Genomic DNA, 26,713 nt, shown 5'->3' with positions numbered 1-26,713 from the left:
GATCACATATCGCTACCTGCCCATGTCGAACGGGTACCCGGTCGGGGATGGTTTCGGGCAGAATTTCATTCATGGAGCCCCAGCCACTCATCGTCCGGCTCGAATCCATCGACCCCGTCGAGACCGAGGCCCTCGCGGAGAACGCGCGCCGCCTGCGTGACGAAATCCTGCAAGTCGAGGGAGTCGTCGGCGCGGAGCCGGTTCCCTCCACCGAGACGGCCGCCGGCACTCGTTCCCCGACGCTGCTGCAAGACGGCGCACTGGCCATTTCCATCTATATCTGGCTGGTGCGGCCGGCGATCGCGGTAATCCGCGACTTCCTCCGGCGAAACGCGGGGAACCGCGCGCAACTCGAATTCCCCAACGGCCAGAAGGTCACGATAGAGGGGCATTCCGAGGAGTCCGCCGAGCGGCTCGTGGCCATCCTCAAGGAATACGAGGACAGAGCCGACCGTGGTTGAAGCGCTTGGCGACGATCTCCGCCAGGGCGGGCAGCGGCGCGCCCTGGCCGTCGCCACCGGCCACTACCGCCACGAGTCCCTCCCCAACCTCGAATCACCCGCCAAGGACGCCGCGCTCATGCAACGGGTGCTCGCCGACCCGGCGCTCGGCGGCTTCGACCCGGTCGGCATCCTGTACGACGCCGATCTGCTGACGGTGCGGGAGCGCATCTACGACTTCTTCGCCACGGCCGAGCCCGACGCCTTCCTGTTCGCGTACTTCTCCGGGCACGGAGCCAAGGACGCCGACGGTCGGCTCCACCTCGCCACGATCGAGACCGACCCCGAGCGGCTGCTGCCCTCGGCCATCCCCGCCGAGTACATCCGCGACTGCCTCGACAGGTGCCGGGCGCGCCGGGTCGCCATCGTCCTCGACTGCTGTTACGCCGGGGCCTTCCCCCGCAGCCGGCAGCAGCGCGGAGACCTCGAACGTGTGATCATCGTCGCGGCGAGCGCGATCCAGCGGGCGCACGAGGCCGAGGACGAGTCGGGCCGGCCGCTCCCGTCGGTCTTCGGAAGCGCCTTCTTCGAGGGCATCGAGACCGGCGCGGCCGACGGTGACGGCAACGGGTGGATCAGCGTGCGCGAGGCCTTCGACCACGCGCGCGAGCGGCTCGGCTACAGCGGCCGCAACCAGACGCCCACGATCGACAGCAGGGTGGGCGGCGACCTGTGGATCGCCCGTGCCCCGGTCCGTCCCGGCGTGCTTCCGCCCGACGTGGCCGCGCTGATGCACAGCGGGCGCGTCGCCGCCCGCCTCCTGGCGGTCGAGGAGATCAGCCCGTGGCTCTCCTCGGCCGACGCGATCGAGACCGCGACGGCCGAGCGCGCGCTCACCGACCTGCGCGCCGATCCGGCCGAGGAGGTCGCGCTGGCCGCGCGCCGGGCGCTCGCCCGGCACCGGAGCACACCGGCCGGCGGCTTCGCCCCGGACACCGTGCGGGCGCCGCTCCGCGACCCCCTGTGGTACAAGAAGGCCGTCTTCTACGAGGTCCGGGTGCGGAGCTTCTCCGACTCCAACGGGGACGGCATCGGTGACCTGCGGGGTCTGATCGACAAGCTCGACTACCTGAGCTGGCTGGGCATCACGTGCCTGACCCTGTCCCCGGTCTTCGGCTCACCGCTCGACGACGACGGCTACGACATCGATGACTTCCTCGCCATAAATCCTGATTTGGGGACCAAGCAGGACTTCATCGAGCTGATCGACGCCGCCCACCGGAAGGACATCCGCGTCGTCCTCGACCTGGTCCTCAACCACACGAGCGACCGGCACGAATGGTTCCGCCTCTCGCGCGCCGACCCCGCCGGGCCGTACGGGGACTTCTACGTCTGGCGCGACACGCTGGAGTCCGACGTCCCCTACGCGCAGGGAGGCGGTGACACGCAGGGCTGGACCTACGACCCGGTCCGCCGCCGGCACTACTGGCACCGCTTCCTGGCCAACGAGCCCGACCTGAACTTCGACAATCCCGCCGTCCAGGAGGCCATGCTCGACGTCATGCGCCACTGGCTCGACCTGGGCGTCGACGGCTACCGCCTGGTCTCCGCGCCCTACCTCTACGAGCGCGAAGGCACCACGGGGGAGGGGCTCGCCGAGACACACGACTACCTGAAGACGCTGCGGGCCGAGGTCGAGAAGGTCTATCCCGGCCGCATCCTGATGGCGGACGCCAACCGCTGGCCGACCGACGCCGCGCCCTACTTCGGCGACGACGCGACCGGCGACGAATGCCACATGGTGCTCTACACCTCGCTGATCCCGCGTATCTTCCTGGCCATTCGCCGGGAGAACCACCAGCCCATCTCCGAGGTGCTCACGCGGCTGCCGGCCATCCCGCCGAGCTCCCAGTGGGGCGTCTTCCTGCGCAACAGCGACGAGCTCTCCCTGGCCTCGCTCGACGAGCGCGAGCGCGCGTACCTGTTCCGCGAGTACGCCCCGGCGCCGCGCATGCGCACCGAGACCGGCATCCGGCGGCGCCTCGCGCCCCTGGCCGACAACGAGCGCAGCCTGCTGGAGCTGTGCATGGCGCTCATGATGTCGCTGCCCGGCTCGCCGGTGCTCTACTACGGCGACGAGATCGGCATGGGCGACAACCTGATGCTGCGCGGCGGCGATAGCGTGCGTACGCCGATGCAGTGGTCTCCCGATCGCAACGCCGGGTTCTCGCACAGCGAGCCCGACCGGCTCATCCTCCCCGTCCTGATGGACTCGGTCTACGGCTACCAGGCGACCAACGTCGAGGCCCAGCGGCGGAGCCGTTCGCTGCTGCACTTCACGCGGCGCATCATCGAGCTGCGCCGGCACAATCCGGCCTTCGCCGTCGGAAGGTTCACAGAGGTCGCCTCCACCAACCCCGCGGTGTTCGCCTACGTCCGCTCCCACCAGGCCGACCAGGTGCTGTGCGTGGTGAACTTCTCCAGGTTCGCCCAGACGGCCCTGCTCGACCTGGCGGGCTACGCCAACCGGACCCCCGTGGAGGCCTTCGGCGGATCGCGCTTCCTGCCGATCGGCCACGAGCCCTATCCCCTCAACCTGGCCGGTCACGGCTTCTACTGGCTGAACCTGCCCGCCTGAGGCGGCGGCGCACACGGGCGAGCGCCGCCGTCCCGATGGGGACGGCGGCGCCGGGGGGTGCCTGACGGGCGGGCCGACCGGTCAGGAGGGAGGTCGCCGACCGGTCGATGGGACCGGCGTCAGCCGGTCACCAGTGTGAGGCCGTACACCGACAGGGCCTCATTGACGGGCTGGAAGAACGTCGTGCCGCCGGTGCTGCAGTTGCCGGACCCGCCGGAGGTCATGCCCTGGGCCTGGCTGCCGGAGATGTAGGAGCCGCCGGAGTCGCCGGGCTCGGCGCAGACGTTGGTGCGGGTGACGCCGCTGACGGTGCCCTGCGAGTAGCGGACGCTGGTGTTGAGCTGCTGGACGGTGCCGCAGTGCCAGCCGGTGGTGGAGCCGGAACGGCAGATCGAGGAGCCGACGCCGGCGACGGAGGAGCCGCTGACGGTCACGTTGCCGCTGCTGCCGCGCACCCATGGCCTGGGGGTCCAGTTGCTGTTGACCGCGACCCACGAGTAGTCGTTGCCCGGGAAGGACGAGCCCTGGAAGGTGCCCTGGGCGACCCGGTTGAAGCCGGTGGTGCTGTTGCCCGCCCTGCCGCAGTGGCCGGCGCTGACGAAGCCGGGCGTGGTGCCGCGCCGGACGGAGAATCCGATCGAGCAGCGTGCGCTGTTGTTGATGTAGTACGCGTCGCCACCGCGCAGGTCGTAGAAGGTCTGCGGCTGCTCGCTGGACAGCTCGACCCGGACCAGGCCCTTGTCCACGCCACTGGCCGCGATGAAGGACTCGGCCTCGGCGGGCTGGGAGGACTGGACGACGACACTGTTGGTCCGCGTGTCGGTGTACCACACGGGCACCGATACGGGGGCCTGGGCGGAGGCGTCGTCGAGGGCCTTCTTGGCGGCTTCGAGCGTCGCGAGACTGTGGGCGACCACCTTGACCTGGACACCGGTGCCGGTCACGGACGAAGCGGCGGAGGCGTCCGTGGTGGCGACGGTGAGCGTTCCCGAGGTCGGCCCGCTGAGCCACGAACCGGCGAAGCTGTCGCCGAGCCGCTCACGGGCGCTCGTCTCGACACCCATGAAGCGTGCCTCGTTGAGCAGGCGGGACTCGGCCTGCTCTCTGGTGATGCCGAGGTCGCGGCTCATGGCGTCGAGCATGGTGGGCGCGGGCTGGGTGGCGGACCCGGTCGCGGCGGCTGAGACGCGGTCTGCGGAAGCCGGGGCGGCCATGAGGGTGATGACGCTGATTGCGAGAGCGCATCCGGTGGTAACCGTGCGTCTGCGGAGCATGGGATCTCCTAGGTCTCGGGGGGGTGCCGCCACCGTAACTGCGCTCACGCCAGACGCGGAGCTATCGTTTAGCCCCTATCGCGGCGTTATGGAACCCGCGACCGCGTCATGGAACCCCGGCCGGCGCTAAGGGCGGTGGCGGCCGAAGCCGGTCGGCGGCGGGGGTGACGGCGCCGGTCTGCCGGAGAACTTCGGTGAATTTCATTCGTGACTTGCGTAGTGAATGCGTTTATGTCGCGAATCTGATCGTTGCCAGTGCGGAGGGTCGGCGGACACAATGTTCTGCCGCCGTAGAACGAAAGGCGGCCTCTCCCTCCGCATCCCCTCTCCCTATTTGGAGGAGAAATGTCAGGGTTCTCGCTCCGTCGTCGATCTGCCACGACCGCGCTGGTCATCGCCTTCCTGGGGGTATCGATTGCCATCGTTCCGCCCGATATGGCGTCGGCGTCGCCATTGGCGTCGACGTCCACATCCACGCCCGCCCCGAAGCGTAAGTCGACCGAGCTCATTTTCTACGCGGACAAGGTGGTCAACACCCAGCCCGGACAGATCAAAGCGGGCGATTCCTGGGTAACCTACCTCTCCCTTTTCGACGTGAAAAAGAAGAGGGCCGGAGACGGCAGCGCCCGCTGCTCGGCGGTCCAGGCCACCCCGCAGGGCGTCATCGCGCAGTGCACGCACGTGCTGCGCACCAAGCGCGGCCAGATCACGCTGCTCGGCATGGACGACTGGGCGGGCAACCCACCGTGGACGAGCAGTGCCGCGATCACCGGCGGCACCGATCACTACGCCGGCATGACCGGCTCGGCACGCATCACGGTCTCGGCGCAGCACGTCATCATCAAGATCCGCCCGATTGGCTGAGATCACGCTTCACGGCGCCGCCGTCCACGTCGGCCGGCGGCGCCACGCGCCGCTGTACGGGCGCCGGTGCTTACGGCCGGCTCAGACCCAGGGTGTAGGAGCCGGAGCCGCTGTAGGCGTGGACGCGGTAGCGGTAGTAACCGGCCGCGCCGGAGTAGCTGACGGTCTCGTCCGGGCCGGACGACGTGCCGCTCGCCACGTTGACCCAGGCAGAGCCGTTCCACTGCTGCAGGTAGAGATCGAAGTCGACCCCGTTGGGGCCGTCGAGACAGCCGGTGTGGGTGCCGGAGACGGTCGACTGGTAGTACGAGTTGTTCGGCTGGTAGGCGCTCGCGCCGCTGGTCAGGCTGCCGGTGAAGCTCTGCTGGGAACCGCTGCAGCCGGTGGGCGGCGGGGTGGTGCCGCTGGTCCTCAGCGTGAGGCCGTAGACCGACAGGATCTCGTTGACCGGCTGGAAGTAGGTGGTGCCGCCGGAGGAGCAGTTGCCCGATCCGCCGGAGGTGACGCCCTGGGCCTGGCTGCCGGAGATGAAGGAGCCGCCGGAGTCGCCGGGCTCGGCGCAGACGCTGGTGCGGGTGACCTCGTAGACGGTGCCCTGCGAGTAGGTGACGCTGGTGTTGCGCTGCTGCACCGTGCCGCAGTGCCAGCCGGTGGTGGAGCCGGACCGGCAGATCGAGGCGCCCTCGACCGCCACCGTGGAGCCGCTGACATTCACGTTGCCGCCGCTGCCGTTGTTGACCCACGGCTGCGGCGTCCAGTTGGTGTTGACCGCGATCCATGAGTAGTCGTTGGTCGGGAACGAGGATCCCTGGAAGGATCCCTGCGCGACCCGGTTGAACCCGCTCGTGCTGCTGCCCGTGCTGCCGCAGTGGCCGGCGCTGACGAAGCCGCCCTGGGTGCCCCTCGTCACCGAGAAGCCGACCGAGCATCGGGACGAGCCGATGTAGTACGCGTCACCGCCGCGCACGTCGTAGTAGGTCTGGGGCCGCTCGCTCGACTGCTCGACCCGCACCGCGGCCCTGTCAACGCCGCTGGCCGCGATGAACGACTCGGCCTCGGCGGGCTGGGAGGACAGGACGACGACGCTGTTGGTGCGCACGTCGACGTACCACACAGGGGTCGACGCGGGTGCCTGGGCGGCGGCCTGGTCGAGGGTCTGCTTGGCGGCGTCCAGCGCGCCGAGCGTGCGGGCGACGACCTTGGCCTGGACTCCGGAGCCGGTGATGGCGGAGGCCGCGGAGGCGTCGGTGGTGGCGACTGTGAGGGTGGCGGATGTCGGTCCGCTGAGCCACGAGCCGGCGAAGGTGCCGGTGAGCTTCTTGCGGACCTGCACTTCGACGCCGCCGAGGCGTGCCTCGTTGAGCAGGCGCGACTCGGCCTGCTCGGCGGTGATGTCCAGGTCCCTCTGCATGGCCTCGACCATGCCGGGCGGGGGCTTGAGTGCGGAGGTTCCGGTCGCGCCCGCCGGTTCGCGTTCCGCGATGGCGGGGGCGGTCATGAGGGTGAGGGCGCTGATGGCCAGAGCGCATCCGGCGGTGACCGTGCGTCTGCGGAGCATGGGCTCTCCTCGGTGTCGGGGGGTGCCGTCACCGTAGTCGGGCCCATGCCGGTCGCGGACATATTGGTTCGTCCCTACCGCAGTGTTATGGAATCGCCCCGAACTGGGGGTTGGCCACCAGCCAGTCGACGTAGCGTGTGCTGCGCCGTATGGCGTCGGCGTAGGCGTCCCGAGCATGATCCGCCACCAAGGGTGCCGCACGGGCGGCGACGGAGTCCGCATGCCAGCCCAGCAGGTGCCTCCAGCGCAGCGGAGCCCCGATGATCGGCATCATCACCAGCCCGGCGGTCAGCTCGAACGTCGCCTGGCACAGCGCCACGGCCTTGCCGACCTTCACCAGGTGCAGGCCCGTGGCCACGTCGGACTCGTACACGGTCTTCGGGACGAAGCCCGCCCGCGCACAGGCGCCGGCGAAGCAGTCGGCGAAGCAGCCGTCCCCGGGCGCGGCCGCCCATTCCTCGTCGGCGAGGGCGGAAAGCTCCAGTTCCTTCTCTCCGGCCAGTGGATGGTCCTCACCGAGCAGCGCGAAGACCGGGTCGGAGCCCACGGTGGTCCAGGTCATGACCTCGGCGGCCGGCGGCGGGGTGTCCCCGCAGGTGCCGATGAGCGCGAAGTCGAGCCGTCCGGCGCTCACCATCGTGGTGAGCTCCCGCGCCGACCACGATGTACGGGTGCTGATGGGCGTGGCCGGGTGGACGGCGATGAGGCGCTCGACAAGGCCGCCCAGGATCGGCCCGTGGGTGGCGCCGATCCGGAAACCGGGAATTCCTTCATAGGTGTTGGCGAACCGGACCGCCTCTTCCTGGAGGTTGCGTACGGCTGGTAGCAGAACACGCGCTCGGGTCAGGACGAGCTCCCCGAGGGGGGTGGGGCGGGCGCCGTTGCGGTCGCGCTCGAAGAGAGCGCCACCGAGCGTGCGCTCGATCCGTTTCAGCTGCGCGGTCAGCGATGGCTGGGCCAGCCCGAGTTGGGTGGCTGCCTTGGTGACGCTCCCGGCCTCGGCGACCGCGCGCACGATCTTGAGGTGACGGAGCTCCAGATCCATACCGTGAACGTACGACTACCGTGTTATGTCCGCAATGATGATTTGTCACGAAATCTGACTGTTACTGGTCGGATCTATGCCGAAGGGCCGACGCGTCAATCCTCGAAGACGAAGGCCATCCGCTGACTGGAACGTGTTCCTGCCGGGTGCCACGTGCGCTTCCTGCTCAGGTTACCCGCTGGTAGAACCGAGCGAAGGTTCTAGATAGAACGCGTTGCAGTTGTTTGCGCGTCCCCCGTACATTCGAAGTCATGCGGACACGTGTCACCGACATGTTCGGGATCGACTTGCCGATTTTCGCCTTCAGCCACTGCCGGGATGTCGTCGCCGCGGTCAGCCGCGCCGGTGGCATGGGCGTGCTGGGAGCCCTCTACTTCACTCCCGACGAGCTCGAGATGGAGCTCAAGTGGATCGACGACCACGTCGACGGTAAGCCCTACGGCGTGGACGTGGTCATGCCGGCCTCGTACGCCGGAGCCGACCTCGGCGTCGACTCGCCCGAGGAACTGGTCGCCAGGCTCCAGGGGATGATCCCCGACGGGCACCGGCGGTTCGTCGAGAACCTGCTCACCGAGCACGGGGTGCCCCCGCTGTCCGGTGACGCGGACGCGGGCAGGGTGCTGCTCGGCTGGACCGACGCCACCGCGCGTCCCCAGGTCGAGACCGCGCTGAAGCACCCGATCGCGCTGCTGGCCAACGCGCTCGGCCCGCCGCCCAAGGACATCGTCGACCTGGCCCACGCCAAGGGGGTCAAGGTCGCCGCCCTCGCCTCCACGCCACGCCACGCGATCAAGCAGGTCGAGGTGGGCGTGGACGTGGTCGTCGCCCAGGGCACCGAGGCCGGCGGGCACACCGGGGAGATCTCCACGATGGTGCTGATCCCGCAGGTCGTCGACGCCGTCGACGTCCCCGTGCTCGCCGCGGGCGGCATCGGATCCGGCCGCCAGATGGCCGCGGGGATCGCCCTCGGCGCCGAGGGCATCTGGACCGGTTCGCTGTGGCTCACCGTCGAGGAGGCCGACACCCCGGAACACGCCCGGCAGAAGATCCTGGCGGCCACCTCCCGCGACACCGTGCGGTCACGCTCCTGGACGGGGAAGCCCGCGCGGCTGCTCAAGAACGAGTGGACCGACGCCTGGGAGTCGGCCGAGTCGCCGGGCACGCTGCCGATGCCGCTGCAGTTCATGCTGATCTCGGGCGCGCTGCGCAGGATCGGCAACTCCGACGCCGCCGAGCTCGCGACGTTCCCGGCCGGCCAGATCATCGGTTCCATGAACCAGGTCAAGTCGGCCAAGGACGTGGTCTTCGGCCTGGTCGAGGAGTACGTCGAAGCGGTCGAACGAATGGACCGCCTCACGGCGGACTGATCGCGGCCCCGCCTCCACCGTGCGATTTACTTGCCGGGGTAGAACGCCGAGCGGAGGAGCTGGGGATCGATGCCGGAGAGCTTGGACGCGCCTCCCATCATGGGCAACGTGCCAGGATCGTACGCCCTGGGGGTCTTCCGCGACCGGCATCCGGTCCTGCTGCGCCAGGTCAGGGAGGCGTTGCCGTACACCCCTGACCGGCTCGCGGCGCTCGACCGGCTGGACGACGAGGTCGCGCGCGACGTGATGGAGCCGCTCGACGCCTCGGCGCACGACTTCGCCGCGTGGGCCGAGTGGGGCAGGGACAAGCTCGGGCGGCGGTGGGTCGACGTGCCGTTCCTGTGGGGCGAGGTCTACTTCTACCGCAAGCTGCTCGACGCCACGGGCTACTTCGGCGACGGCCCGTGGCGGGGCGTCGACCCGTTCGGGCCCGTCAAGCAGGCCGAGCTCCTGGGCGCGGCCGTCGACGACGAGCTCGCCGCGCTCGACAAGGCGGGCACGCTGCCGCGGGACGAGCGGGCGAAGGCGCTCCTGCTGGGATCGCTCTGGGGCAACCGCGCGGACCTGTCGTTCCAGGTCACGCTGACCGGCGAGCGCGAGCACGTCGCCGAGCTGGTCGTCGACGACAGCGCCCTGCTGTGGTCGCTGGTCCGTGACCGCCCGCCGGGGAAGATCTGCGTGCTCGCGGACAACGCCGGGCGCGAGCTGATGCCCGACCTGATCCTGATCGACCACCTGCTGGCCGAAGGCCTGGCCACCGAGGTGGTCCTGCACGTCAAGCCGCATCCGTACTTCGTGTCGGACGCCACGCCCGCGGACGTGGTGGCCTGCCTGCGGCGGCTGGCAGCCGCGCCGGGCCGGGCCGGTGAGGTGGGCGGGCGCCTGTGGCGGGCGATGGGCGACGGGCGGCTCACGTTGCGTGCCCACCCCTTCTCCTGCGCCCCGCTGCCGTACCGGGACATGCCCGGCGACCTCCGCGACGAGCTGGCCTCGGCGTCCCTGACCATCACCAAGGGAGACCTCAACTACCGCAGGCTGGTCGGCGACCAGGTGTGGCCGCCCACCACGCCGTTCGCCGCGGTCACGGCCTACTTCCCCGGGCCGGTCGTCGCCCTGCGCACGCTCAAGTCGGACGCGCTGGTCGGCCTGGACGAGCACACACTGGCCGAACTCGACGCGACCGGGGAGCCGTGGCGCACGACGGGCACCCATGCCATGATCCAGGCCCGGTCCTGACGTAGCTTGCCGCCCGCTCGCCGTCCGGTCAGCTCACCGGCCGCGATAGACGGCGGGGCGCTTCTCGCGGAAGGCGCGCGAGCCCTCCTTGGCGTCCTCCGAGCCGATCACCGGCCAGCCGAGGGCGTCGGAGACCTTCAGGGCCTCGGCCTCGGCCATGCCGAGCGTCTCGCGGTAGGTGCGCAGGATCGCCTGCACCGCGAGCGGCCCGCATTCGCAGATCTGGTCGGCCATCTCGCGCGCGGCGGTCAGCGCCTCGCCGTCGGGCACGACGCGGTTGACCAGGCCCATCGAAAGCGCCTCCCGGGCGGTGACGGCACGGCCGGTGAGCAGCAGGTCCATGGCGAAGGCGTAGGGGATCTGGCGCGGCAGCCGTATCGCGCTGCCGCCCATGGGGAACAGCGCGCGTCTGGCCTCGAACAGGCCGAGCGTCGCCGACTCGGCGACGACCCGCAGGTCGGTGCCGACGAGCAGTTCGGTGCCGCCCGCGACCGCGTAGCCCTCGATCGCGCAGATGATCGGCTTGGTGGGCAGGGCGTCGCTGTCGCGGAGCAGCCCCTTCCAGTGGAAGTCGGGGATCTCCTTGGCGCGCTTGAGCACGCGCGGGTCGGTGGACGGCGTGCCCATGGCCTTGAGGTCGGCGCCGGCGCAGAAGGTGCCGTTCGCACCGGTCAGGATGCCCACGCGGACGTCAGGCTCGGCGGAGATGTAGGCCCAGGCATCGGCGAGCCCGATCAGCATGTCCGAGGAGAGCGCGTTCTTGGCCTCGGGCCGGTCCATAGTCACCACGACGACATGGCCGTCACGCTCGACGCGGCAGTGCGGCGTGCTGATGGGCAGGAGCTCCATGGACACCCTCCTCTGTGATCAAGCGTTTGCCAGGCTAGCCGTACGGGCGTCGAAGTCAAATCAAGCGCTTGCTCGGCCAGCGCCGGGCGGGTTAGTCTGCGGCTTGCGAACTAGAACAGATTCTCGTTCGTAACCCTCCCGTAGCGCCAGGTCTTGCCGGGCCGTCAGGAACGTGCTTCACTGCGGCGGATTCGGGGGACGTTGCGGTCGTCAAAGCGGAACCGGACAAGGGAGTTCCGATGGGCTCGCTCGGCTTCTGGAGGCTTGCGCAGGCGGATCCCGGCTGGATCGCCGCGGTGGATCCCGATGGCACCGAATACACGGCGGGAGAGCTGCTCGCGAGAGCCGACCGCCTCGTCCACGGCCTGCGCGCCCTCGGCATGAAGGCGGGCGACGGGTTCTGCGGCCTGGTGCCGAACGGCGTCGACGGGCTCACCCTCTACCTCGCCGCGTTGCAGGCCGGCTGGTACTACACGCCGATCAACTGGCACCTCACCGGGCCCGAGATCGCCTACATCGTCGCCGACAGCGAGGCCAAGGCGTTCTTCGTCCACGAGCGGTACGCCACGGAGGGCACGCGGGGCGCCGAGGCGATCGAGGAACACCGGCGCTTCTCGTTCGGCAAGATCACCGGCTTCCGGCCGGTGGCCGAGCTCACCGTGGGACAGTCCGACGCGCTCCCCGAGGACCGTACGGCCGGTGCCACCATGCACTACACCTCCGGCACCACGGGCAGGCCCAAGGGGGTCAGGCGACCGCTGAGCGGGCTGGACCCCGACGACGCGGCCGAGCTGATGACCTTCCTGCTCTCGTTGTTCGGGATCACGGCGGGCAAGCCCAACGCCCACCTGGTCACCTCGCCCAACTACCACACCGCGGTCACCCAGTTCGGTGGCACGGCGCTGCACATGGGGCACACGCTCGTCTACATGGACAAGTGGGACCCGGAAGAGACGTTGCGGCTCTGCGAGAAGTACCGGATCACCAACTCTCACATGGTGCCGACGCACTTCAAACGGCTGCTCGGCCTGCCCGACGAGGTGAAGCACAAGTACGATCTCTCCTCGCTGAAGTGGATGATCCACGCCGCCGCGCCCTGCCCGGTCCCGGTGAAGTGGGCGATGCTCGAGTGGTGGGGCGACTGCATCTACGAGTACTACGCGGCCACCGAGGGCGGCGGCACCATCGCCACGCCGGATGGCTGGAAGAAGCACCCGGGCACCGTCGGCTCCGCGTGGCCGATCAGTGAGCTGCTCATCGTGGACGAGGAGAACGAGCCCGTCCCCACCGGAACGCCCGGCACGATCTACATGAAGATGGCCGGGGTCCGCTTCGAGTACAAGGGCGACCCGGCGAAGACCGCGGCGAACCGGCTCAGGGACTACTTCACCGTCGGGGACATCGGCTACCTCGACGAGGACGGCTTCCTGTTCCTCTGTGACCGCAAGGCCGACATGATCATCTCGGGTGGCACCAACATCTACCCCGCCGAGATCGAGAACGAGCTGATGGTCCACCCCAAGGTGGCCGACGTCGCCGTCTTCGGCATCCCGGACGACGAGTGGGGCGAGCAGATCAAGGCCGTCGTGGAGGCCGCACCCGGCTGCGCCCCCGGACCTGAGCTGGCCCAGGAGATCCTCGGCTCGCTGGACGGCCGGCTGGCGAGGATGAAGTGGCCACGCTCGATCGACTTCATCCAGGAGATGCCGCGTGAGCCGAACGGCAAGCTCCTCAAGCGCAAACTCCGTGATCCCTACTGGGAGGGCCGCGATCGTGCCATCTGAACCGCTCATCGCCGAACACGTGCTGGAGTTCCCCGGAGGGTACACCCGCACGACCGGACCGGTGATCGGGCGTTTCCTCACGGAGTTACGCGACGGGCGGATCGTCGGCGTGCGAACGGCGGAAGGCCGTGTGCTGGTGCCGCCCCTTGAGTACGAGCCGGGCACGGGGGAGCCGGTGACGGACACCTTCGTCGAGGTCGGCCCGGCGGGCACCGTGGTGACCTGGGCCTGGGTGGAGACGCCGCGCGAGGGACACCCGCTCGACCGGCCGTTCGCGTGGGCGCTGATCAAGCTGGACGGCGCGGACACCTCGCTGGTCCACGCCGTCGAGGCCGCCGCCGCCAAGGCCATGCGGCCGGGGCTGCGGGTGCGTCCTCGTTGGAAGCCCGAGGCGGAGCGGACCGGTCACATCACCGACATCGCCTGCTTCGTGCCCGAGGTCACCACGATGATCTCGCAGGTCCGCACCCGGTACCACATCCGGGCCGGGCGGTCGCTCGCCCGCTTCCTCGAGGGCGTCCGGGAGGGCGTCTTCCTCGCCGGGCGCTGCGCGCAATGCGACAAGGTCTACGTGCCGTACCGCACCACCTGCCCGCAGTGCGGCTCCACGATCGGCGAGGAGGTGGAGCTGCCCGACACCGGCACCGTCACCACCTTCGCGATCAACAACCTGCCCGACCCGCGCGCGCCCGAGGTGCCGTTCGTCTCCGCGTACATCCTGCTCGACGGTGCGGACGTCCCGATGATCGCGCTGATGGGCGACGTCCCCGCGCGTGAGGTACGGCAGGGCATGCGGGTGAAGGCCGTCTGGCTGCCCCCCGAGGAACGCACCCTGTCCATGAGCAACATCAAGTGGTTCGCCCCTACGGGCGAGCCCGACGCCGAGCTGTGAGGGGGTCGCGTGCGTGAGGTAGCGGTCGTCGCGTTCGCCCAGACGAAGCACACCGACCACGACGAGGGGCTGATCGAGCCTGAGCTGATCTCGCCGGTCATCCAGGAGGTCAAGAAGCGATCGGGGCTGTCCAGGTTCGGCTTCACCTGCTCGGGAAGCTGCGACTACCTGGCGGGCGCGCCGTTCTCCTTCGTCTCCGCGCTGGACGCCATCGGTGCCTGGCCGCCCATCTCGGAGAGCCACGTCGAGATGGACGCCGCCTGGGCGCTCTACGAGGCCTGGGTGCGCCTCCAGCACGGCGACGTGGACTCCGCGCTGGTCTACGGGTACGGCAAGTCCTCCCAGGGCGACCTCCGGGAGATCATGACGCTCCAGCTCGACCCGTACTACCTGGTGCCGCTCGGCCTGGACCAGGTCTCGTTCGCCGCCCTCCAGGCCGCCGCGCTCGGCGCCGACGAGGGCGACCTGCGCGAGATCGTACGGCGCAGCCGCGCCGACGGCCGGGCCAATCCGTACGCTCTGGACCTGCCCGATCCCGGCGAGGAGGAGTACGAGGTCCGCCCGCTGCGGGCGAGCGACGTCGCCCCGGTCACGGACGGAGCCGCGGCGATCGTCCTTGCGGCCGGTGACCTGGCCAGGGAACTGGTGGAACGCCCGGCGTGGATCACCGGGATCGCCCATCGAATAGAGCCCCACTACCTCGGGATGCGAGACCTCGCCCGCTCGGCGTCCGCGGCCGATGCCGCACGAGCGGCGGGGGTCGGCAAGGGTCCCGTCGAGGTCGCCGAGTTGCACGCGCAGTTCAGCCACGAAGAGCTCATCCTCCGTGAGGCGCTCGGGCTGCCCCCGGACACGGTGGTCAACCCCTCCGGCGGACCGCTCGCCGCCAATCCGGTCATGGCCACCGGGCTCATCCGCATCGGCGAGGCCGCCCAGCGGGTCCTCGACGGGAGCGCCGGCCGCACCGTCGGCCACGCCTCATCGGGCCCGTGCCTCCAGCAGAACCTCGTCACCGTCATGGAGGCCTGACATGGGGAACCGCTGCGCCGTCATCGGGATCGGACAGACCAAGTACCAGACCAAGCGCGGTGACGTCTCGATCGCCGGGCTCGTGCGGGAGGCCGCGCTGCGTGCCCTGGAGGACGCCGGGCTGACGTTCAAGGACATCGACGCGGTGGTCATCGGCAAGGCGCCTGACCTGTTCGAGGGCGTCATGATGCCCGAGGCCTATCTCGCCGACGCGCTCGGCGCCGCGGGCAAGCCGATGATGCGCGTGCACACGGCGGGCAGCGTGGGCGGCTCGACCGGGCTGGTCGGCGCCTCGCTGATCCAGGGCGGCGTGCACGACCGGGTGCTCGTGGTCGCCTTCGAGAAGCAGTCGGAGTCCAACGCGACGTGGGCGCTCTCCACCCACCTGCCGTTCAACGCCTCGCTGGTCGTCGGCGCCGGAGGGTACTTCGCCCCGCACATCCGCGAGTACATGCGCCGCTCCGGCGCGCCCGACCACATCGGCACGCTCGTCGCCGTCAAGGACCGGCAGAACGCCCTGAAGAACCCGTACGCGCACCTGAGGATCCCCGGCATCGACCGGGCGATGGTCGAGTCCACGCCGATGCTCTGGGAGCCGATCCGCTACCTGGAGACCTGCCCGTCCTCGGACGGGGCCTGCGCCATGGTGCTGGCGGCCGAGCACAAGGTCACCGGCACTCCCGCCTGGGTCCACGGCACGGCCATGCGGTCCGAACCGATCTTCCGGGCGGGCCGTGACACGGTGAACCCGCAGGGGGGCAAGGACTGCGTGGCCGACGTCTACCGCCAGGCCGGGGTCACCGACCCCCGGCGGGAGATCGACGTCGCCGAGGTGTACGTGCCGTTCTCCTGGTACGAGCCGATGTGGCTGGAGAACCTCGGCTTCGCGGGCGAGGGCGAGGGCTGGAAGCTGACCGAGTCCGGGGCCACCGCCCTCGACGGCGACATCCCCTGGAACGCCTCCGGCGGTGTCCTCAGCTCCAACCCCATCGGCGCCTCCGGCCTGATCCGCTTCGCCGAAGCCGCCCTCCAGGTCAGGGGCCTCGCGGGCGAGCACCAGGTGGACGGGGCGCGCCGCGCGCTCGGCCACGCCTATGGCGGAGGCGCCCAGTTCTTCGCCATGTGGATCGTCGGGAGCGACAAGCCATGAGCACCGGTAGGCGCGACTTATAAGGAGAGTCCCCGATGGAGTTCAACCATGCTGATCTGTTCGAGGGATTGGCCGACGCGATCGGGGACCGCGTGGCCGTCATCTGCGGGGACACCCGTATGACCTATGCCGGGCTGGAGGCGCACGCCAACCGGCTCGCGCACTTCCTGCTGGAGCGGGGCGTCCAGCCCGGCCAGCATGTCGGCATCCATCTCTACAACGGCATCGAGTACATCGCCGGCCTCCTGGCCACGCTGAAGATCAGGGCCGTGCCGGTCAACGTCAACTACCGGTACGTAGAGGCGGAGCTGTTCTACCTGTACACCGACTCCGACATCGTCGCGCTGCTGTTCGACGTGGAGTTCGACGACCGGGTGGCCGCGACCGCCCCGCGGTGCCCACGGCTGAAGACCCTCATCGCGGTCGGCGGCCCCTCGCGCGTCGAGGGCGCCGTGCCGTACGACGAGGCGCTCGCCGGGCGGTCCGAGGGGCGCGACGGCTTCCCGCGGCGGTCGGGCGAGGACGTCTACATCATCTACACCGGCGGCACGACCGGTATGCCCAAGGGCGTCATGTGGCGCACCAGGGACCTGTTCATGGCCTTCGGCGGCGGCAACCCGTACGGCGAGCCACGCAGCGAGCCGGGCGAGGTCATCGAGGCGGCGAAGAGCTCCACGCCCATCATCATGATGCCCGCCGCTCCGCTGATGCACGGAGCGGCGCAGATGGCCACGTTCATCTCCTGGTGGATGGGCTCCACGATCGTCTACACCCGCAAGTTCGACGCCGCGGAGGTCCTGCGCACGATCGAACGCGAGAAGGTGCTCACCCTCAACATCACGGGCGACGCCATGGCGCGGCCCCTCGCCGAGGAGATCGCCGCCGGATCGTACGACCTGTCGTCGCTGCTCGTCTTCAGCTCGACCGGGGCCATCCTGACGGGCACGGTGCGTGACCGGCTGCAGGAGCTGCTGCCGAACGTGATGATCGTCGACAGCTTCGGCTCGACGGAGTCGGGCTTCACCGCCTCGGCCGTCGCGGGTTCTTCGCCCGAGTCCGGCCTGAAGTACCAGCCCAACGCCACCGCCACGCTCGCGGTGCTCAACGACGCCATGGAACCGGTCAAACCGGGGTCGGGGGAGATGGGGACCGTCGCCAAGGCCGGCAACATCGCCTTCGGGTACTACAACGACCCGGACAAGACCGAGAGGACGTTCGTCACCGACGCGGAGGGGACGCGCTGGCTGCTCACCGGCGACCTCGCCCGCATCGAGGACGACGGCACGATCCTGGTCTTCGGGCGTGGCTCGCAGTGCATCAACAGCGGCGGGGAGAAGATCTTCCCCGAGGAGGTCGAGGCCGTACTGAAGGGACATCCGGCCGTCTTCGACGCCGTCGTGACCGGGATCCCGGACGAGCGCTGGGGCAGCCGCGTCGCCGCCGTCATCGAGCCGAGGGAAGGCGTGACGCTGACGGTCGAGGAGCTTGACGCCCACTGCCGGGACAAGCTGTCGGGCTACAAGGTGCCGCGCACGTATGCGTTCGTCGACCGCATGGTCCGCTCACCGGCGGGCAAGGCCGACTACCGGTGGGCCAAGGAGACCGCCCAGGCGGCCATGGCCTGACCCGGGCGGCGGCGGGGCCTGATCGATGGCCCCGCCGCCGGTCACGGGCTCACACCGTCACGGTCCGCGGGGCTGCCTGAGTGCCGGAGCCGCCTCGGAGTTTGTGGCTGATGTCGTGTAGCGCCGCCGTCCGACCGAGGTGGGCGGCGGCGGCGGCGAAGTCGTTCTTCAGCTCCCTGCGGCATCTGAGCACGTAGAGCAGCCACCACACCGCCACGGCCCCCTGGACCGGCGGGAGCCAATATGCCGCCGGGGTGCCGAGCAGCATGCTCACCGACGCCGCGGCGATGATCTGGTTGTTGAACTTCCGCTGCGCTTCGGCGGCGGCCATGGAGTAGAGGGCCATCTCGCCGGCGGCGTCGGCGAGGGTCTTGTTCGGGACGACCACGTCGGTGGTCACGAAGCCTCTGAAGGCGTCGCCGGCGTCTCCCCGCAGGTGGTCGCCGGTGGCGTCGGCCGCGTGGCGGATGGCGCCGGCGTGCTCGGTGAGGCCGTCTCTCAAGGACGCGGCCGCGTACCCGCGTTGTTCCCACACGTCCGCGTCACGTGTGTTCGCCACCACGATCATCGTCGCGACCATATTGAGGCCGGCGGCCGCCGAGCCGCCGACGAAGGCATAGAACGGGTCCCTCTTCAGGTTCGTGGCCCGGAGCAATCCGGTCAGCGACGAGATGGCCGAGGTGGCCTGGACGGCGAAGCTCATCCCCCTGGGGCCGACCGGCGGCTCTTCGTCCCAGTTCGCGCCCCCGGCCAGCGTTACCGCCGCCCCGGTGTCCGTCTCCTTGGCGAGCGTTGTCACCGCCCCGGTGTTCGCCGCTTCGGCCTGGCCGTAGTGAGACCCCATGGCGTTCACCTTGAGGGTCGTGTCGTGATGGCTCGCGCTCACCAGGCCCGCCGCCGTCACGGCCGCCGTCGACTGCTCATTGATCATCGTCTGGGAGTCCCCGGCGGCCTCGGGGAAGTCCGCCGGCTGGGGGTGTAACTGTTCGAAAGCGCGAACGAAGTCGTTCGCGGTCGACTGCCGTGCCGTGTGCTTTCGCTGGAAGTCGTTCAACCCACCGTAATCGACGAAGAATCCGTCCACTGCCGCCCCTCCGGGAGATCGGCCATCCGTCCCTGCGATCTTCCCAGAAGGACCCCGGCCCAGATGCACAATTGGGACAAAGGTTCCTGTGAACGTGCCAGACGCCGCCCCCGGCATCGGGCCCCGCATGCGGCCATTGGTGGCGTACGGCATGGGCCTCGCAGTCCCGCGCTTCGCGCAAACGCGCTCGGGCTGTGTTCATCGGGGGCAAGCCCCCGAACCCCCGATGAGGGGCCTGCCGGCCCCTCACACTCCCCGGACGTCAATGTCGCGGGGGACCTCCACTCGCCCAGCGGGGGGACTTCCACTCGCCAGCCTGTGTGCCCTTTGGGCGCCGGGGCGGGCGGGTGTGGTGCGGCGAATCCGGCGCCTTCTACGGCGGACCGCCTGGGGTGGGAAGCGTGGGCGTCGTGTTGGCTGATTGTGCGGGGCGCGGTAGCTGGGGCGCTCGGCTCCGTATGTGAGGAAAGCCCTCGCCGTGGCGAGGGCTTCCTTGTGTTGGCAGATCTTGGCCGAGGGCTTGTCGAGTGGTGTCTCAGGCGCCCAGGGTGCCAGTCTTGATGCTGGTCACAAATGCGGACCACTCGCCTGGGGTGAAGATCAATGCTGGACCGTCCGGATTCTTGCTGTCCCTGATGGCGAGCTGGTCGTACAGGTTCGATGCGACTTCGACACAGTTGCCGCCGTCAGATCCGCTGTGGGTGCTCTTACGCCACTGAGCGCCCCGAAGGTCAGGAGCCACGTTGGTTCACCGCTTCCTCTATAAGTCTTAGCGACTGACTGAACGGTACGGCCTCGGCCCTGATCGCGTCATATCGGCGTAGAAGCTTGCCGATGACGTTGCGGTCTTCAACGGTACGTCCGTTGGGCTGCCCTTCCACGTAGGCCGTATAAGGCACTTCGTTCCGCTCAGCGATGATGAAGCCGCCAAGGAGACCGCACATGGCTTGTGCGGAGTAAGGGATCACCTGAATGGTCACCTGTGGGTGGTTTGCCACCTCAAGCAGGTAGCTCAGTTGGTCCCGCATGACTTCCGCATCCCCTACAGGGCGACGTATCACCGCCTCATCCAGCAGGATCGAAATCAGAGGAGGGTTCTGTCGGTGCAGAATGGATTTGCGCTGCATACGACTTTTGACTCGCTCGTCCACTTCGCTACTGGTGGTGCCGGGCTCAGCCGCTAGAACCAGCCGAGCGTACGTCTCGGTCTGGAAGAGGCCGGGAACCAACATTGGCTCCCAGCTCCGCAGGCCGGTCGCCGCCTGTTCTTCGTCGAGCCACGGTCTGAAATACTCTGGCGCCTTGTCCCATGTGGTGGCGATGTATAGGCGCTTCATAGTGCCGTCCAGGCCGAGGGCCTCGTCGCATAGTTCCGCAAAGCGTTGAGAAGGAGGGCGTTTTACTGTTTCGATCATGGCGATCATGGCATCCGAGTACCCCATATGAGCAGCAAGCTGCCGTTGCGTGAGCTTCGCTGCCACGCGGTGCTGACGCAACTCGTAGGCGAACAGCGCTCGTGGGGACTGGGGCGGTTCGGTCTCAGTATCGGGGGGCATATCCTGACCTACCATCCGAAAAGAGCCGTTTCAGCCGCTTAACTAAATCGCTAACGGATCTGTGCTCGGGCTGTGAGCAGAAATCACTACCGACCTTAGCTCGCATTCGTCACCCTAGTGAAGCGAATTCGCCTCAAGGCACAGGCTTTCCGGCGGAGTGAAAAGGGGAGCGGATGAGGACTGGAAGTCTGCTCGGCGTTATCGATCTGACCGGTTCTCCGGAGTCGGTTGCACTGGCACGCGAGTATGTGCGGCGAAAGCTCGGCGCCGATCATCCGGCTCTGGACGACGTGACCATCCTGACTTCAGAAGTAGTCACGAACGCCACAGTTCATTCGAATTCACGGAATGGCGGAAGGATCACCGTCGCCATCGCGGAATGAAGACGTCGCCGGGCGAACCGTATGGTTCCAAGTGGCGTACAACCTCAACGCCATCGGAGAATCACTCTCGTATACAGCGCGACAGGAAGCCCCCGGCGTCGACGGCCGGGAGAGCGCCCTGCGAAGGACGGCGAGACTCGCGGCGGAGGCGATCGCTGATGCCGAGGGAGAACCGAGGTGACGCCATGGCGAATTCGCTGGACAGTAGGCCTGAAGGAGGGTACGTTCACGTCCCCACTGGAAAGGGGCACGCACGCCCGGCTTGAAAGGGCAGGCACGCCCGGCCCGAATGGGCACGCACGCCCCGTCCCAAAGGGCACACCTACTCCCGCCCGAAAGCACGCGCCCCCCTTCAGCGTCGATAGCTCTTCAGTGAGTGCCGCCGCTGAACGGACTGCTCTTGATCTCGGCTCGGGTCCGGGGAGTGTGAGGGGCCGGCAGGCCCTTCACCGGGGGTTCGGGGGCTTGCCCCCGATGAGCACAGCCCGAGCGCGATTGCGCGAAGCGCGGGATCGGGAGGCCCATGCCGTACGCCGGGCACCGAGAAGTTTCGATCAGGCCTTGCGTGCGGCTTCCCCGGAGAACGCGGCAAGTGCGCCCAGGCCGATGTAGACGAGGCCGCTGGCGATGTCCAGGCGCCGGGCGGCACGGGCGGAGCGGCGCAGGCGGCCGGCGAAGGCCGAGGAGAGCACGGCGTAGCCGCCGTCACTGGCCACGCCGAGGGCGATCCAGATGAGGCCGAGCACCGTGATCTGGGCCGCGACCGGGCCACGTGCGGGGTCGACGAACTGCGGGAGGAAGGCCAGGAAGAAGATCGCCGTCTTGGGGTTGAGGACGTTCACCACGAACCCCTCCCCGAACAGGCGCGAGCGGGACGCGGGCTCGACCTCCTTGGCCAGGTCACCCGCACGGGAGTAGAGCTTGCGCAGGCCGAGATAGACCAGATAGGCCGCGCCGAGGTACTTCACCAGGGTGAACGCCGTCGCCGAGGCCGCGAGCAGCGCGCTGATGCCGAGCGCGGCGGCCAGCACGTGGACCACCGACCCCGCGTGGATGCCCGCCACCGAGACCAGCCCGGCGGCCCGGCCCTGGGAAACGCTGCGCGTCACGATGTAGACGACGGCGGGTCCCGGTACGAGCAGTAGCGCGAGCGTCGCCGCGGCGAAGAGCGCGAGCGTGGTGACAGGTGGCATATCGCCGATGGTAGGAATCGCGCGGCGCACCGTCCATCGAGTTTCCCACCCCGCGCCTGCGCCCCCTGAAGGCCGCCGCGCGTGGAACCTCGACCCGTCAGGTCGTGCGGCCAGGTCAGGAATGGGGGCCGGGGGAACGGGGAGCCGGGTCTGACGGCTCGGGCTCCTCCTCGTCCACTTCGCCGGCCGTGTCGGCATCCGCGTGCTCGTCCATCTCCTCGGCCTCGTGCGCGTAGTCGAAGTAGACCGTCACCGAGGGCCAGTCGAGTCCTTCCTCGGTGATCTCGTTGTGCATGATCAGGTCATAGACCTGCACCTCGCCCAGCTTCTCGATCGACGCGGCGACCCGCCGGAGCAGCGCGGGCACGTCATCCTGCTCGGGACCCCGCGGGTTGCTCTGCGAGAAGTGGTGCATCTGGTACTGGATCGGCTTGGTCACACTGTTTCCTGGGTCGTCTGGGCCATGTGCTGGAGCCTGGGCGGCCTTACGGGCCGGCGGCCGTCCGCGCTTACTGGCTCTTGTTGTTCCCCTGCCGCTTCTGCTCGTTCCGGTCACCTTCGAACTTCTCACCCTGCTTCAGCTTCCGCTCCGCCTTGGTGACGACTCGCCGGTCGTAGGGCTCACCGGCCGCCTTCTTGGCGAGTTCCTCCTGCTCCTGCTTCGAAAGCCGCGGGGCCGTCTGCTTGCCGTAACGCTTGCCGCCACCCCGGCCCATGTCCAGTTTGAGGCCGCCGCGAGGGGGGCCGCCACCGGCGCCCGTCAGAGGATTGTGTCCGATGGGTATGCGGGCGGGGCCGCCGGCCCCCGCCAGAGAGGGACCGCCACCCCAGGGGCCGCGCGAGTTGCGGAGGATGCGCGCCAGCGGTTCGGTCACCCGCCGGGCGAGCCCCGGCGCCAGCACCCGGGCACCCCCCTCACCGGCCTCGCGCAGGATCTTCCCCATCGCGTACCTGGTGGCGAGGACCGTGGCCGTCGCCGTTCCGATGGCGAGCGGTCCGCCCGCGAGCAGGGTCGTCGCGAGCTTCACCGCGCTCACCGACGCCTGCGAGATCACCGCCACCTTGGTGCCGGTCACGACGTCGGCCGCGCCTTCGAGCACCACGGGCGCGAACCTGCCGGCCCCGGCGGCCTGGCTCAGATGCCCGTCGCCGCCCGTCTGCCGCCAGTGGTTCGCGAGGGCGGTCGCGGACGTTCCCTGGTAGTCGCCCGAGGTCTGCCGGAGGACCGTCCTGTCCGCGCCCTCGGCGGCCGGAGCGGAGGCGGCGAGGACGGTGCGCCATGCCCGCGCGTCCTTGCGGATCTCGTCCTCGTCGATGTTGGGCCAGGGGACGCCGGCCAGGTCGAGGATGCCGTCGGCCCAGGGCGGCAGGGTCACACCCACGAGCCGCCCGATTCGCCGTCCAGCGTTAAGAGCAGGTGCGTCGTGTCGTCCTCCACGTACGACACCTGCCGGCTCGCGGTGGAGAGAGCGTCCCCTGTGGCGCCGATCACGTTGCCCATGTGGGTGAAGGCGTCGAGCGCGGTGTGCGTGCATTCGGTGTACGCGGAGGCCAGGAAGCTCATCAGCCCGTCGTCGCCCCAGGACGCTCCGCCGTCGCGTCGCTCCCGCAGCCACTGCAACGCCGCCTGGTACTCCATCCCGTGGACCCTCAGGTGCGAGGCGGACACCTCCAGCGACCCGTGGGTCATCTCGAATCCCCCATCCATGTGCCGCAGGCTAGCCATGATCTGCGACATTCGCGATCTGTTCCGGCAAGTGATGCTTACTGCGTCTGTCACGGCATCTCCGGCGTGGCTGGACCGTTGGTAGTCTGACGAACCCTTCGTCCAGGTCCCGCACCCGGTAAGGAGAATGCGTTGCCGCCATCCGGACAATGGGCCGATGATCTCGAACGTCTGGAGCTGATCGTCCGCCAGACCGAGGAAGTGATGCGCGACCTCGGGGACGCCCAGGCTCAGATCAAGGAGATCACCGGTGAGGGAGAGGGCGCCGACGGCATGGTGCAGGTGGTCTCGGGGAGTGGCGGACGGCTCAAGACGATCACGATGGACCCCCGCGTCATGCGGCTCGACCCCGGCGACCTCGGCAGGGAGATGACCAGGGCGGTGCAGGCCGCGCAGGACGCCGCCGAGCGGAGCTCCCTGGAGATCATCGATCGTGTACGGGCCCGTGCCGCGACGCTGGAGGAGCCGCTCGACGAGACGTTCGTACGGCGCCGGGTGGAGCGGGTCGCCCGCGAGATCGATGCGGATTGACCGGCCTGGGACGCCGGTGGGAGCCGCCTTCGGCCGTCCGGTAAGGCGTGGCGTGTCAACCGCACGAGTTAGGGGTCATCGGTGTACAGCTTCGACGCCAATCCGGCCAACTGGCGCGACGGCGAGCTCGAGCAGGACGCTGAGCGGGCCGCGAAGATCCTGGCCTGGCTGGAGGACGGGGAGCGTGAGCTCGAAACGGTGGTCGGCGAAGGCGCCGCAGGTGACGGCCAGATCAGGGTCACCGCGACGGCGAGCGGTCGCGTGCGCGAGGTGACCCTCACCCGGCGGGCCATGCGCCTGGACAGCGTGTCGCTGGCCGAGGAGGTGCTGCTGGCCGTCCACCGGGCGCAGGACGACGCCGAGCGGAAGAGCCATCAACTGGTCGGCGACGCGCTGGGGGAGGTGCTCCCGGCCGGCGCGTTCGACCCCGGCACGCTCGAGGAGCGGCTCGGCCGCGTGGTCCGGTCCTTCGAACGCCCCTGAGCGGTCCCGGGCGGCGCGGCCTCCGATGGCTCGGCGCTCCCGGCGGTGCGTGCCAGCGCGTGCACCAGGGCCGAGGTCGCGGGCGGGTCGGGCGGCTCGCCGTAGGTGGCGGCGAAGACGTGCCTGGTGGAGCCGGGGATCTCGACGACGCGGACATCGGGGTGGCGGTGGGCCGAGAGGGCGAGGGCCGGTAACACGGTCACGCCCAGGCCGGCCGCGACCATCGCCTGCACCGCCACGTAGTCGTCGGTCGTGAACGCGATCGCGGGCTCGAATCCGGCCGCGGCGCACAGGTCGAGCAGGTGGATCCGGCACCGGTCACATCCCGCGATCCACCTTGCCCCGGCATGCGAGACGAGGCCGCCGTCCACCGCGAGCGCCGGTGGGGTGACCAGGAAGCCGGGATCGTCGAAGAGCGGAGTCAGGCGGGCACCGGCGTCGGGCGCCTCGCCCGTCGTCCCCCGGTGGTGGAACGTGACGGCCACATCGACCTGGCCCGTGCGGAGCATGCCGAGCGCCTCGGGCGGCTCGGCCTCGACGAGCCGCACGTCGAGCCCGGGGTACTCGCGGGCGAGCCGTACGACCGCCTGGGGCACGAAGGTGCCGAGAGCGGAGGGGAACGCGGCCAGGCGCACCCGCCCGGCGCGCAGGCCGACATGCGCGGCCAGCTCGGCGGAAGCGGAGTCGAGCCGCCCGATGATCTCCGCCGCCCGGTCGGCGAGCAGCCTGCCCGCGTCGGTCAGCCGGACGCCCCGCCCGGCCCGCTGGACGAGCTTGGCCCCCGTCTCGGCCTCCAGCCGGGCCAGATGATGGCTGACCGAGGGCTGGGAGTAGTGCAGCTCTCTGGCCGCGGCCGTCACCGAGCCGTGCCGGGCGACGGCGTCCAGCACGCGTAACCGCAGGACGTCGAGCATCCATCAACGATATCTATGGGTGGCTTCGGAGGTTGGCATTGGACCTATGGATGCCCGATGCCCGAGCGTGGTGACCGTGCATACGACGAAACAGGTCTCACCGTCCATCACCGACGTGCTCAGCGCCGCGCTGCTCATCGCTCCCCATCTGCCGGAGACCCCGATGTGGTCGTATCCGGTGCTCGACGATCGACTGGGGATGGAGACGTTCGTCAAGCACGAGAACGTCCAGCCCACAGGCGCCTTCAAGGTCCGGGGAGGGCTCAACCTCCTGTCCCGCCTGCCGGAGGGCCGGCGGACGGCGGGCGTGCTCACCTATTCGACGGGCAACCACGCTCAGTCGATCGCGTACGCCGCGCGCATCTCCGGCACGCCCTGCGTGATCGTCATGCCGGAGAACCCGAACCCGGCCAAGGTCGCGGCCGTCGAGGCCCTCGGCGCCACCGTCGAGGTCAAGGGCGCCACGATGGTCGAGGCCGGTGAGTACGCGCGCCTGCTCGCAGGGAAGGACGGACTCCGGCTGATCAGCCCGGCCGACGAGCCGGATCTGATCGCGGGCGTCGGAACACTGTACCTGGAGATGTTCCGCCGCCGGCCGGACCTCGACGCCGTCTTCGTCCCGGTCGGATCGGGGACGAGCGCGGCGGCCGCGTGCGTCGTGGCCCGGGCCATCGCTCCACGGTGCCGCGTGATCGGGGTGCAGTCCTCGCTCGCTCCCGCGGCCCACGACTCCTGGCGGGCGGGCGCGCCGGTCCGGCGGCCGGTGGAGACGGCCGCGGAAGGACTGGCCACAGGTACGGCCTTCGCCCTGCCGCAGGAGATCATGCGAGGAATGGACGACTTCCTGCTGGTCACCGATGAGGAGATCCGCGCCGCACAGGGACTGCTGTTGAAAGAGGCGCACACTCTCGGCGAACTCGCGGGCGCCGCCGCCCTCGCCGGTCTCATCGCCAGGAAGGAGGAGTTCGCGGGACGAAAGGTCGCGATCGTCTGCAGCGGCGCCAATGCCGGCCCCTCGGAACTCCACCACCTGCTGCGCGGCGCCTGACCGCACGGAAAGACGCACACGAGGCCCTGTCGCGCCTCCGCGGC

General features: G+C 69.5%; 26 protein-coding genes. 14 read left to right on the top strand and 12 right to left on the bottom strand.

The features are described from left to right. Nucleotides 1–71: 71 nt before the first annotated feature. Entirely contained in the window at nt 72–461 is a 390-nt protein-coding gene (locus ABD810_RS28675) for a hypothetical protein (RefSeq protein ID WP_344947203.1), read from the top strand. Beyond that, nucleotides 454–3,078: a maltose alpha-D-glucosyltransferase gene (gene treS, locus ABD810_RS28670; RefSeq protein WP_344947199.1), complete on the top strand. Its 2,625-nt coding sequence runs from the start codon at nt 454–456 to the stop codon at nt 3,076–3,078. The genes ABD810_RS28675 and treS overlap by 8 nt, the downstream gene beginning before the upstream one ends. Before the next feature lie 119 nt (nt 3,079–3,197). Here treS and ABD810_RS28665 read toward each other — a convergent pair whose 3' ends face one another. Further along, nucleotides 3,198–4,352: a S1 family peptidase gene (locus ABD810_RS28665; RefSeq protein ID WP_344947196.1), complete on the bottom strand. Its 1,155-nt coding sequence runs from the start codon at nt 4,350–4,352 to the stop codon at nt 3,198–3,200. Between the two features lie 345 nt (nt 4,353–4,697). On the opposite strand from ABD810_RS28665, the gene ABD810_RS28660 reads away from it, so the two are divergent. Continuing rightward, entirely contained in the window at nt 4,698–5,216 is a 519-nt protein-coding gene (locus tag ABD810_RS28660) for a hypothetical protein (RefSeq protein ID WP_344947193.1), read from the top strand. A gap of 70 nt (nt 5,217–5,286) precedes the next feature. Here ABD810_RS28660 and ABD810_RS28655 read toward each other — a convergent pair whose 3' ends face one another. Together ABD810_RS28655 and ABD810_RS28650 are read right to left on the bottom strand one after the other, a co-directional pair. Further along, on the bottom strand, nt 5,287–6,774 hold the full coding sequence (locus tag ABD810_RS28655) for a S1 family peptidase (protein WP_344947190.1): 1,488 nt from the start codon (nt 6,772–6,774) through the stop codon (nt 5,287–5,289). A gap of 85 nt (nt 6,775–6,859) precedes the next feature. Then, on the bottom strand, nt 6,860–7,819 hold the full coding sequence (locus ABD810_RS28650; protein ID WP_344947187.1) for a LysR family transcriptional regulator: 960 nt from the start codon (nt 7,817–7,819) through the stop codon (nt 6,860–6,862). A 251-nt stretch (nt 7,820–8,070) separates the two neighbouring features. On the opposite strand from ABD810_RS28650, the gene ABD810_RS28645 reads away from it, so the two are divergent. After that, nucleotides 8,071–9,186 (top strand): NAD(P)H-dependent flavin oxidoreductase, encoded by a 1,116-nt coding sequence (locus ABD810_RS28645; protein WP_344947184.1) that lies wholly within the window; start codon nt 8,071–8,073, stop codon nt 9,184–9,186. 69 nt (nt 9,187–9,255) lie between these two features. After that, a complete protein-coding gene (locus ABD810_RS28640) occupies nt 9,256–10,422 on the top strand; it encodes a damage-control phosphatase ARMT1 family protein (protein ID WP_344947182.1) in 1,167 nt (388 codons plus the stop codon). A gap of 33 nt (nt 10,423–10,455) precedes the next feature. On the opposite strand, the gene ABD810_RS28635 is transcribed toward ABD810_RS28640, so the two are convergent. Next, nucleotides 10,456–11,271: a crotonase/enoyl-CoA hydratase family protein gene (locus ABD810_RS28635; RefSeq protein ID WP_344947180.1), complete on the bottom strand. Its 816-nt coding sequence runs from the start codon at nt 11,269–11,271 to the stop codon at nt 10,456–10,458. Nucleotides 11,272–11,510: 239 nt separating this feature from the next. Between ABD810_RS28635 and ABD810_RS28630 the strand changes: the two genes are divergently transcribed. The 5 genes from ABD810_RS28630 to ABD810_RS28610 are packed head-to-tail and all read left to right on the top strand — an operon-like array spanning nt 11,511 to nt 17,751. Continuing rightward, nucleotides 11,511–13,055: an acyl-CoA synthetase gene (locus ABD810_RS28630; RefSeq protein ID WP_344947178.1), complete on the top strand. Its 1,545-nt coding sequence runs from the start codon at nt 11,511–11,513 to the stop codon at nt 13,053–13,055. Next, nucleotides 13,045–13,947 carry a Zn-ribbon domain-containing OB-fold protein gene (locus ABD810_RS28625; RefSeq protein WP_344947176.1) on the top strand — a complete coding sequence of 301 codons (903 nt, stop codon included), beginning with the start codon at nt 13,045–13,047 and terminating at the stop codon, nt 13,945–13,947. Before ABD810_RS28630 ends, ABD810_RS28625 begins: the two co-directional genes overlap by 11 nt. Before the next feature lie 9 nt (nt 13,948–13,956). Beyond that, on the top strand, nt 13,957–14,976 hold the full coding sequence (locus ABD810_RS28620; protein WP_344947174.1) for a thiolase domain-containing protein: 1,020 nt from the start codon (nt 13,957–13,959) through the stop codon (nt 14,974–14,976). 1 nt (nt 14,977) lies between these two features. Next, a complete protein-coding gene (locus ABD810_RS28615) occupies nt 14,978–16,126 on the top strand; it encodes a thiolase domain-containing protein (RefSeq protein WP_344947172.1) in 1,149 nt (382 codons plus the stop codon). A 35-nt stretch (nt 16,127–16,161) separates the two neighbouring features. Next, nucleotides 16,162–17,751, top strand: a complete 1,590-nt coding sequence (locus tag ABD810_RS28610; protein WP_344947170.1) for an acyl-CoA synthetase — start codon at nt 16,162–16,164, stop codon at nt 17,749–17,751. Between the two features lie 49 nt (nt 17,752–17,800). Here ABD810_RS28610 and ABD810_RS28605 read toward each other — a convergent pair whose 3' ends face one another. The 3 genes from ABD810_RS28605 to ABD810_RS28595 form a co-directional block, all read right to left on the bottom strand. Further along, nucleotides 17,801–18,835 (bottom strand): hypothetical protein, encoded by a 1,035-nt coding sequence (locus ABD810_RS28605; protein ID WP_344947168.1) that lies wholly within the window; start codon nt 18,833–18,835, stop codon nt 17,801–17,803. A gap of 535 nt (nt 18,836–19,370) precedes the next feature. Continuing rightward, nucleotides 19,371–19,577, bottom strand: coding sequence for a DUF397 domain-containing protein (locus ABD810_RS28600; RefSeq protein ID WP_344947166.1), 207 nt, complete (start codon nt 19,575–19,577; stop codon nt 19,371–19,373). Continuing rightward, nucleotides 19,567–20,391, bottom strand: a complete 825-nt coding sequence (locus tag ABD810_RS28595) for a helix-turn-helix domain-containing protein (RefSeq protein ID WP_344947164.1) — start codon at nt 20,389–20,391, stop codon at nt 19,567–19,569. Before ABD810_RS28595 ends, ABD810_RS28600 begins: the two co-directional genes overlap by 11 nt. Before the next feature lie 173 nt (nt 20,392–20,564). Between ABD810_RS28595 and ABD810_RS28590 the strand changes: the two genes are divergently transcribed. After that, the gene (locus ABD810_RS28590; RefSeq protein ID WP_344947162.1) at nt 20,565–20,774 is read left to right on the top strand and encodes a hypothetical protein; all 210 of its coding nucleotides are present in this window, start codon (nt 20,565–20,567) and stop codon (nt 20,772–20,774) included. A gap of 554 nt (nt 20,775–21,328) precedes the next feature. On the opposite strand, the gene ABD810_RS28585 is transcribed toward ABD810_RS28590, so the two are convergent. The 4 genes from ABD810_RS28585 to ABD810_RS28570 form a co-directional block, all read right to left on the bottom strand. After that, nucleotides 21,329–21,967: a LysE family translocator gene (locus ABD810_RS28585; RefSeq protein ID WP_344947160.1), complete on the bottom strand. Its 639-nt coding sequence runs from the start codon at nt 21,965–21,967 to the stop codon at nt 21,329–21,331. Nucleotides 21,968–22,082: 115 nt separating this feature from the next. After that, nucleotides 22,083–22,406, bottom strand: a complete 324-nt coding sequence (locus ABD810_RS28580) for a hypothetical protein (protein WP_344947158.1) — start codon at nt 22,404–22,406, stop codon at nt 22,083–22,085. Between the two features lie 70 nt (nt 22,407–22,476). Beyond that, entirely contained in the window at nt 22,477–23,349 is an 873-nt protein-coding gene (locus ABD810_RS28575) for a WXG100-like domain-containing protein (RefSeq protein ID WP_344947156.1), read from the bottom strand. Next, complete coding sequence (locus tag ABD810_RS28570; protein WP_344947154.1) at nt 23,340–23,693, bottom strand: hypothetical protein; 354 nt, start codon at nt 23,691–23,693, stop codon at nt 23,340–23,342. The genes ABD810_RS28575 and ABD810_RS28570 overlap by 10 nt, the downstream gene beginning before the upstream one ends. Nucleotides 23,694–23,825: 132 nt before the next feature. On the opposite strand from ABD810_RS28570, the gene ABD810_RS28565 reads away from it, so the two are divergent. Together ABD810_RS28565 and ABD810_RS28560 are read left to right on the top strand one after the other, a co-directional pair. Then, entirely contained in the window at nt 23,826–24,224 is a 399-nt protein-coding gene (locus ABD810_RS28565) for a YbaB/EbfC family nucleoid-associated protein (protein ID WP_344947152.1), read from the top strand. 81 nt (nt 24,225–24,305) lie between these two features. Then, nucleotides 24,306–24,707 carry a YbaB/EbfC family nucleoid-associated protein gene (locus ABD810_RS28560; protein ID WP_344947150.1) on the top strand — a complete coding sequence of 134 codons (402 nt, stop codon included), beginning with the start codon at nt 24,306–24,308 and terminating at the stop codon, nt 24,705–24,707. Here the strand turns inward: ABD810_RS28560 and ABD810_RS28555 are convergent. After that, on the bottom strand, nt 24,599–25,621 hold the full coding sequence (locus ABD810_RS28555; protein WP_344947147.1) for a LysR family transcriptional regulator: 1,023 nt from the start codon (nt 25,619–25,621) through the stop codon (nt 24,599–24,601). The two genes, ABD810_RS28560 and ABD810_RS28555, sit on opposite strands and share 109 nt — an antisense overlap. A 76-nt stretch (nt 25,622–25,697) precedes the next feature. Here ABD810_RS28555 and ABD810_RS28550 point away from each other — a divergent pair, with 76 nt between their 5' ends. After that, a complete protein-coding gene (locus ABD810_RS28550; RefSeq protein WP_344947145.1) occupies nt 25,698–26,669 on the top strand; it encodes a threonine ammonia-lyase in 972 nt (323 codons plus the stop codon). Nucleotides 26,670–26,713 lie beyond the last annotated feature (44 nt).

Source organism: Sphaerisporangium flaviroseum (assembly GCF_039537005.1).
Taxonomy (GTDB): Bacteria; Actinomycetota; Actinomycetes; order Streptosporangiales; family Streptosporangiaceae; genus Sphaerisporangium; species Sphaerisporangium flaviroseum.
This window is presented reverse-complemented; position numbering and strand designations above follow the sequence as displayed.

Bases quoted from the DNA above. Each gene is read 5' to 3' on its own strand.
- ABD810_RS28655 (WP_344947190.1), bottom strand. From the start codon at position 6,774: ATGCTCCGCAGACGCACGGTCACCGCCGGATGCGCTCTGGCCATCAGC.
- ABD810_RS28645 (WP_344947184.1), top strand. From the start codon at position 8,071: ATGCGGACACGTGTCACCGACATGTTCGGGATCGACTTGCCGATTTTC.
- ABD810_RS28630 (WP_344947178.1), top strand. From the start codon at position 11,511: ATGGGCTCGCTCGGCTTCTGGAGGCTTGCGCAGGCGGATCCCGGCTGG.
- ABD810_RS28570 (WP_344947154.1), bottom strand. From the start codon at position 23,693: ATGGCTAGCCTGCGGCACATGGATGGGGGATTCGAGATGACCCACGGG.
- ABD810_RS28595 (WP_344947164.1), bottom strand. From the start codon at position 20,391: ATGCCCCCCGATACTGAGACCGAACCGCCCCAGTCCCCACGAGCGCTG.
- ABD810_RS28555 (WP_344947147.1), bottom strand. From the start codon at position 25,621: ATGCTCGACGTCCTGCGGTTACGCGTGCTGGACGCCGTCGCCCGGCAC.
- ABD810_RS28615 (WP_344947172.1), top strand. From the start codon at position 14,978: ATGGGGAACCGCTGCGCCGTCATCGGGATCGGACAGACCAAGTACCAG.
- ABD810_RS28665 (WP_344947196.1), bottom strand. From the start codon at position 4,352: ATGCTCCGCAGACGCACGGTTACCACCGGATGCGCTCTCGCAATCAGC.
- ABD810_RS28640 (WP_344947182.1), top strand. From the start codon at position 9,256: ATGCCGGAGAGCTTGGACGCGCCTCCCATCATGGGCAACGTGCCAGGA.
- ABD810_RS28650 (WP_344947187.1), bottom strand. From the start codon at position 7,819: ATGGATCTGGAGCTCCGTCACCTCAAGATCGTGCGCGCGGTCGCCGAG.
- ABD810_RS28610 (WP_344947170.1), top strand. From the start codon at position 16,162: ATGGAGTTCAACCATGCTGATCTGTTCGAGGGATTGGCCGACGCGATC.
- ABD810_RS28585 (WP_344947160.1), bottom strand. From the start codon at position 21,967: ATGCCACCTGTCACCACGCTCGCGCTCTTCGCCGCGGCGACGCTCGCG.
- ABD810_RS28590 (WP_344947162.1), top strand. From the start codon at position 20,565: ATGAGGACTGGAAGTCTGCTCGGCGTTATCGATCTGACCGGTTCTCCG.
- ABD810_RS28635 (WP_344947180.1), bottom strand. From the start codon at position 11,271: ATGGAGCTCCTGCCCATCAGCACGCCGCACTGCCGCGTCGAGCGTGAC.
- ABD810_RS28660 (WP_344947193.1), top strand. From the start codon at position 4,698: ATGTCAGGGTTCTCGCTCCGTCGTCGATCTGCCACGACCGCGCTGGTC.
- ABD810_RS28675 (WP_344947203.1), top strand. From the start codon at position 72: ATGGAGCCCCAGCCACTCATCGTCCGGCTCGAATCCATCGACCCCGTC.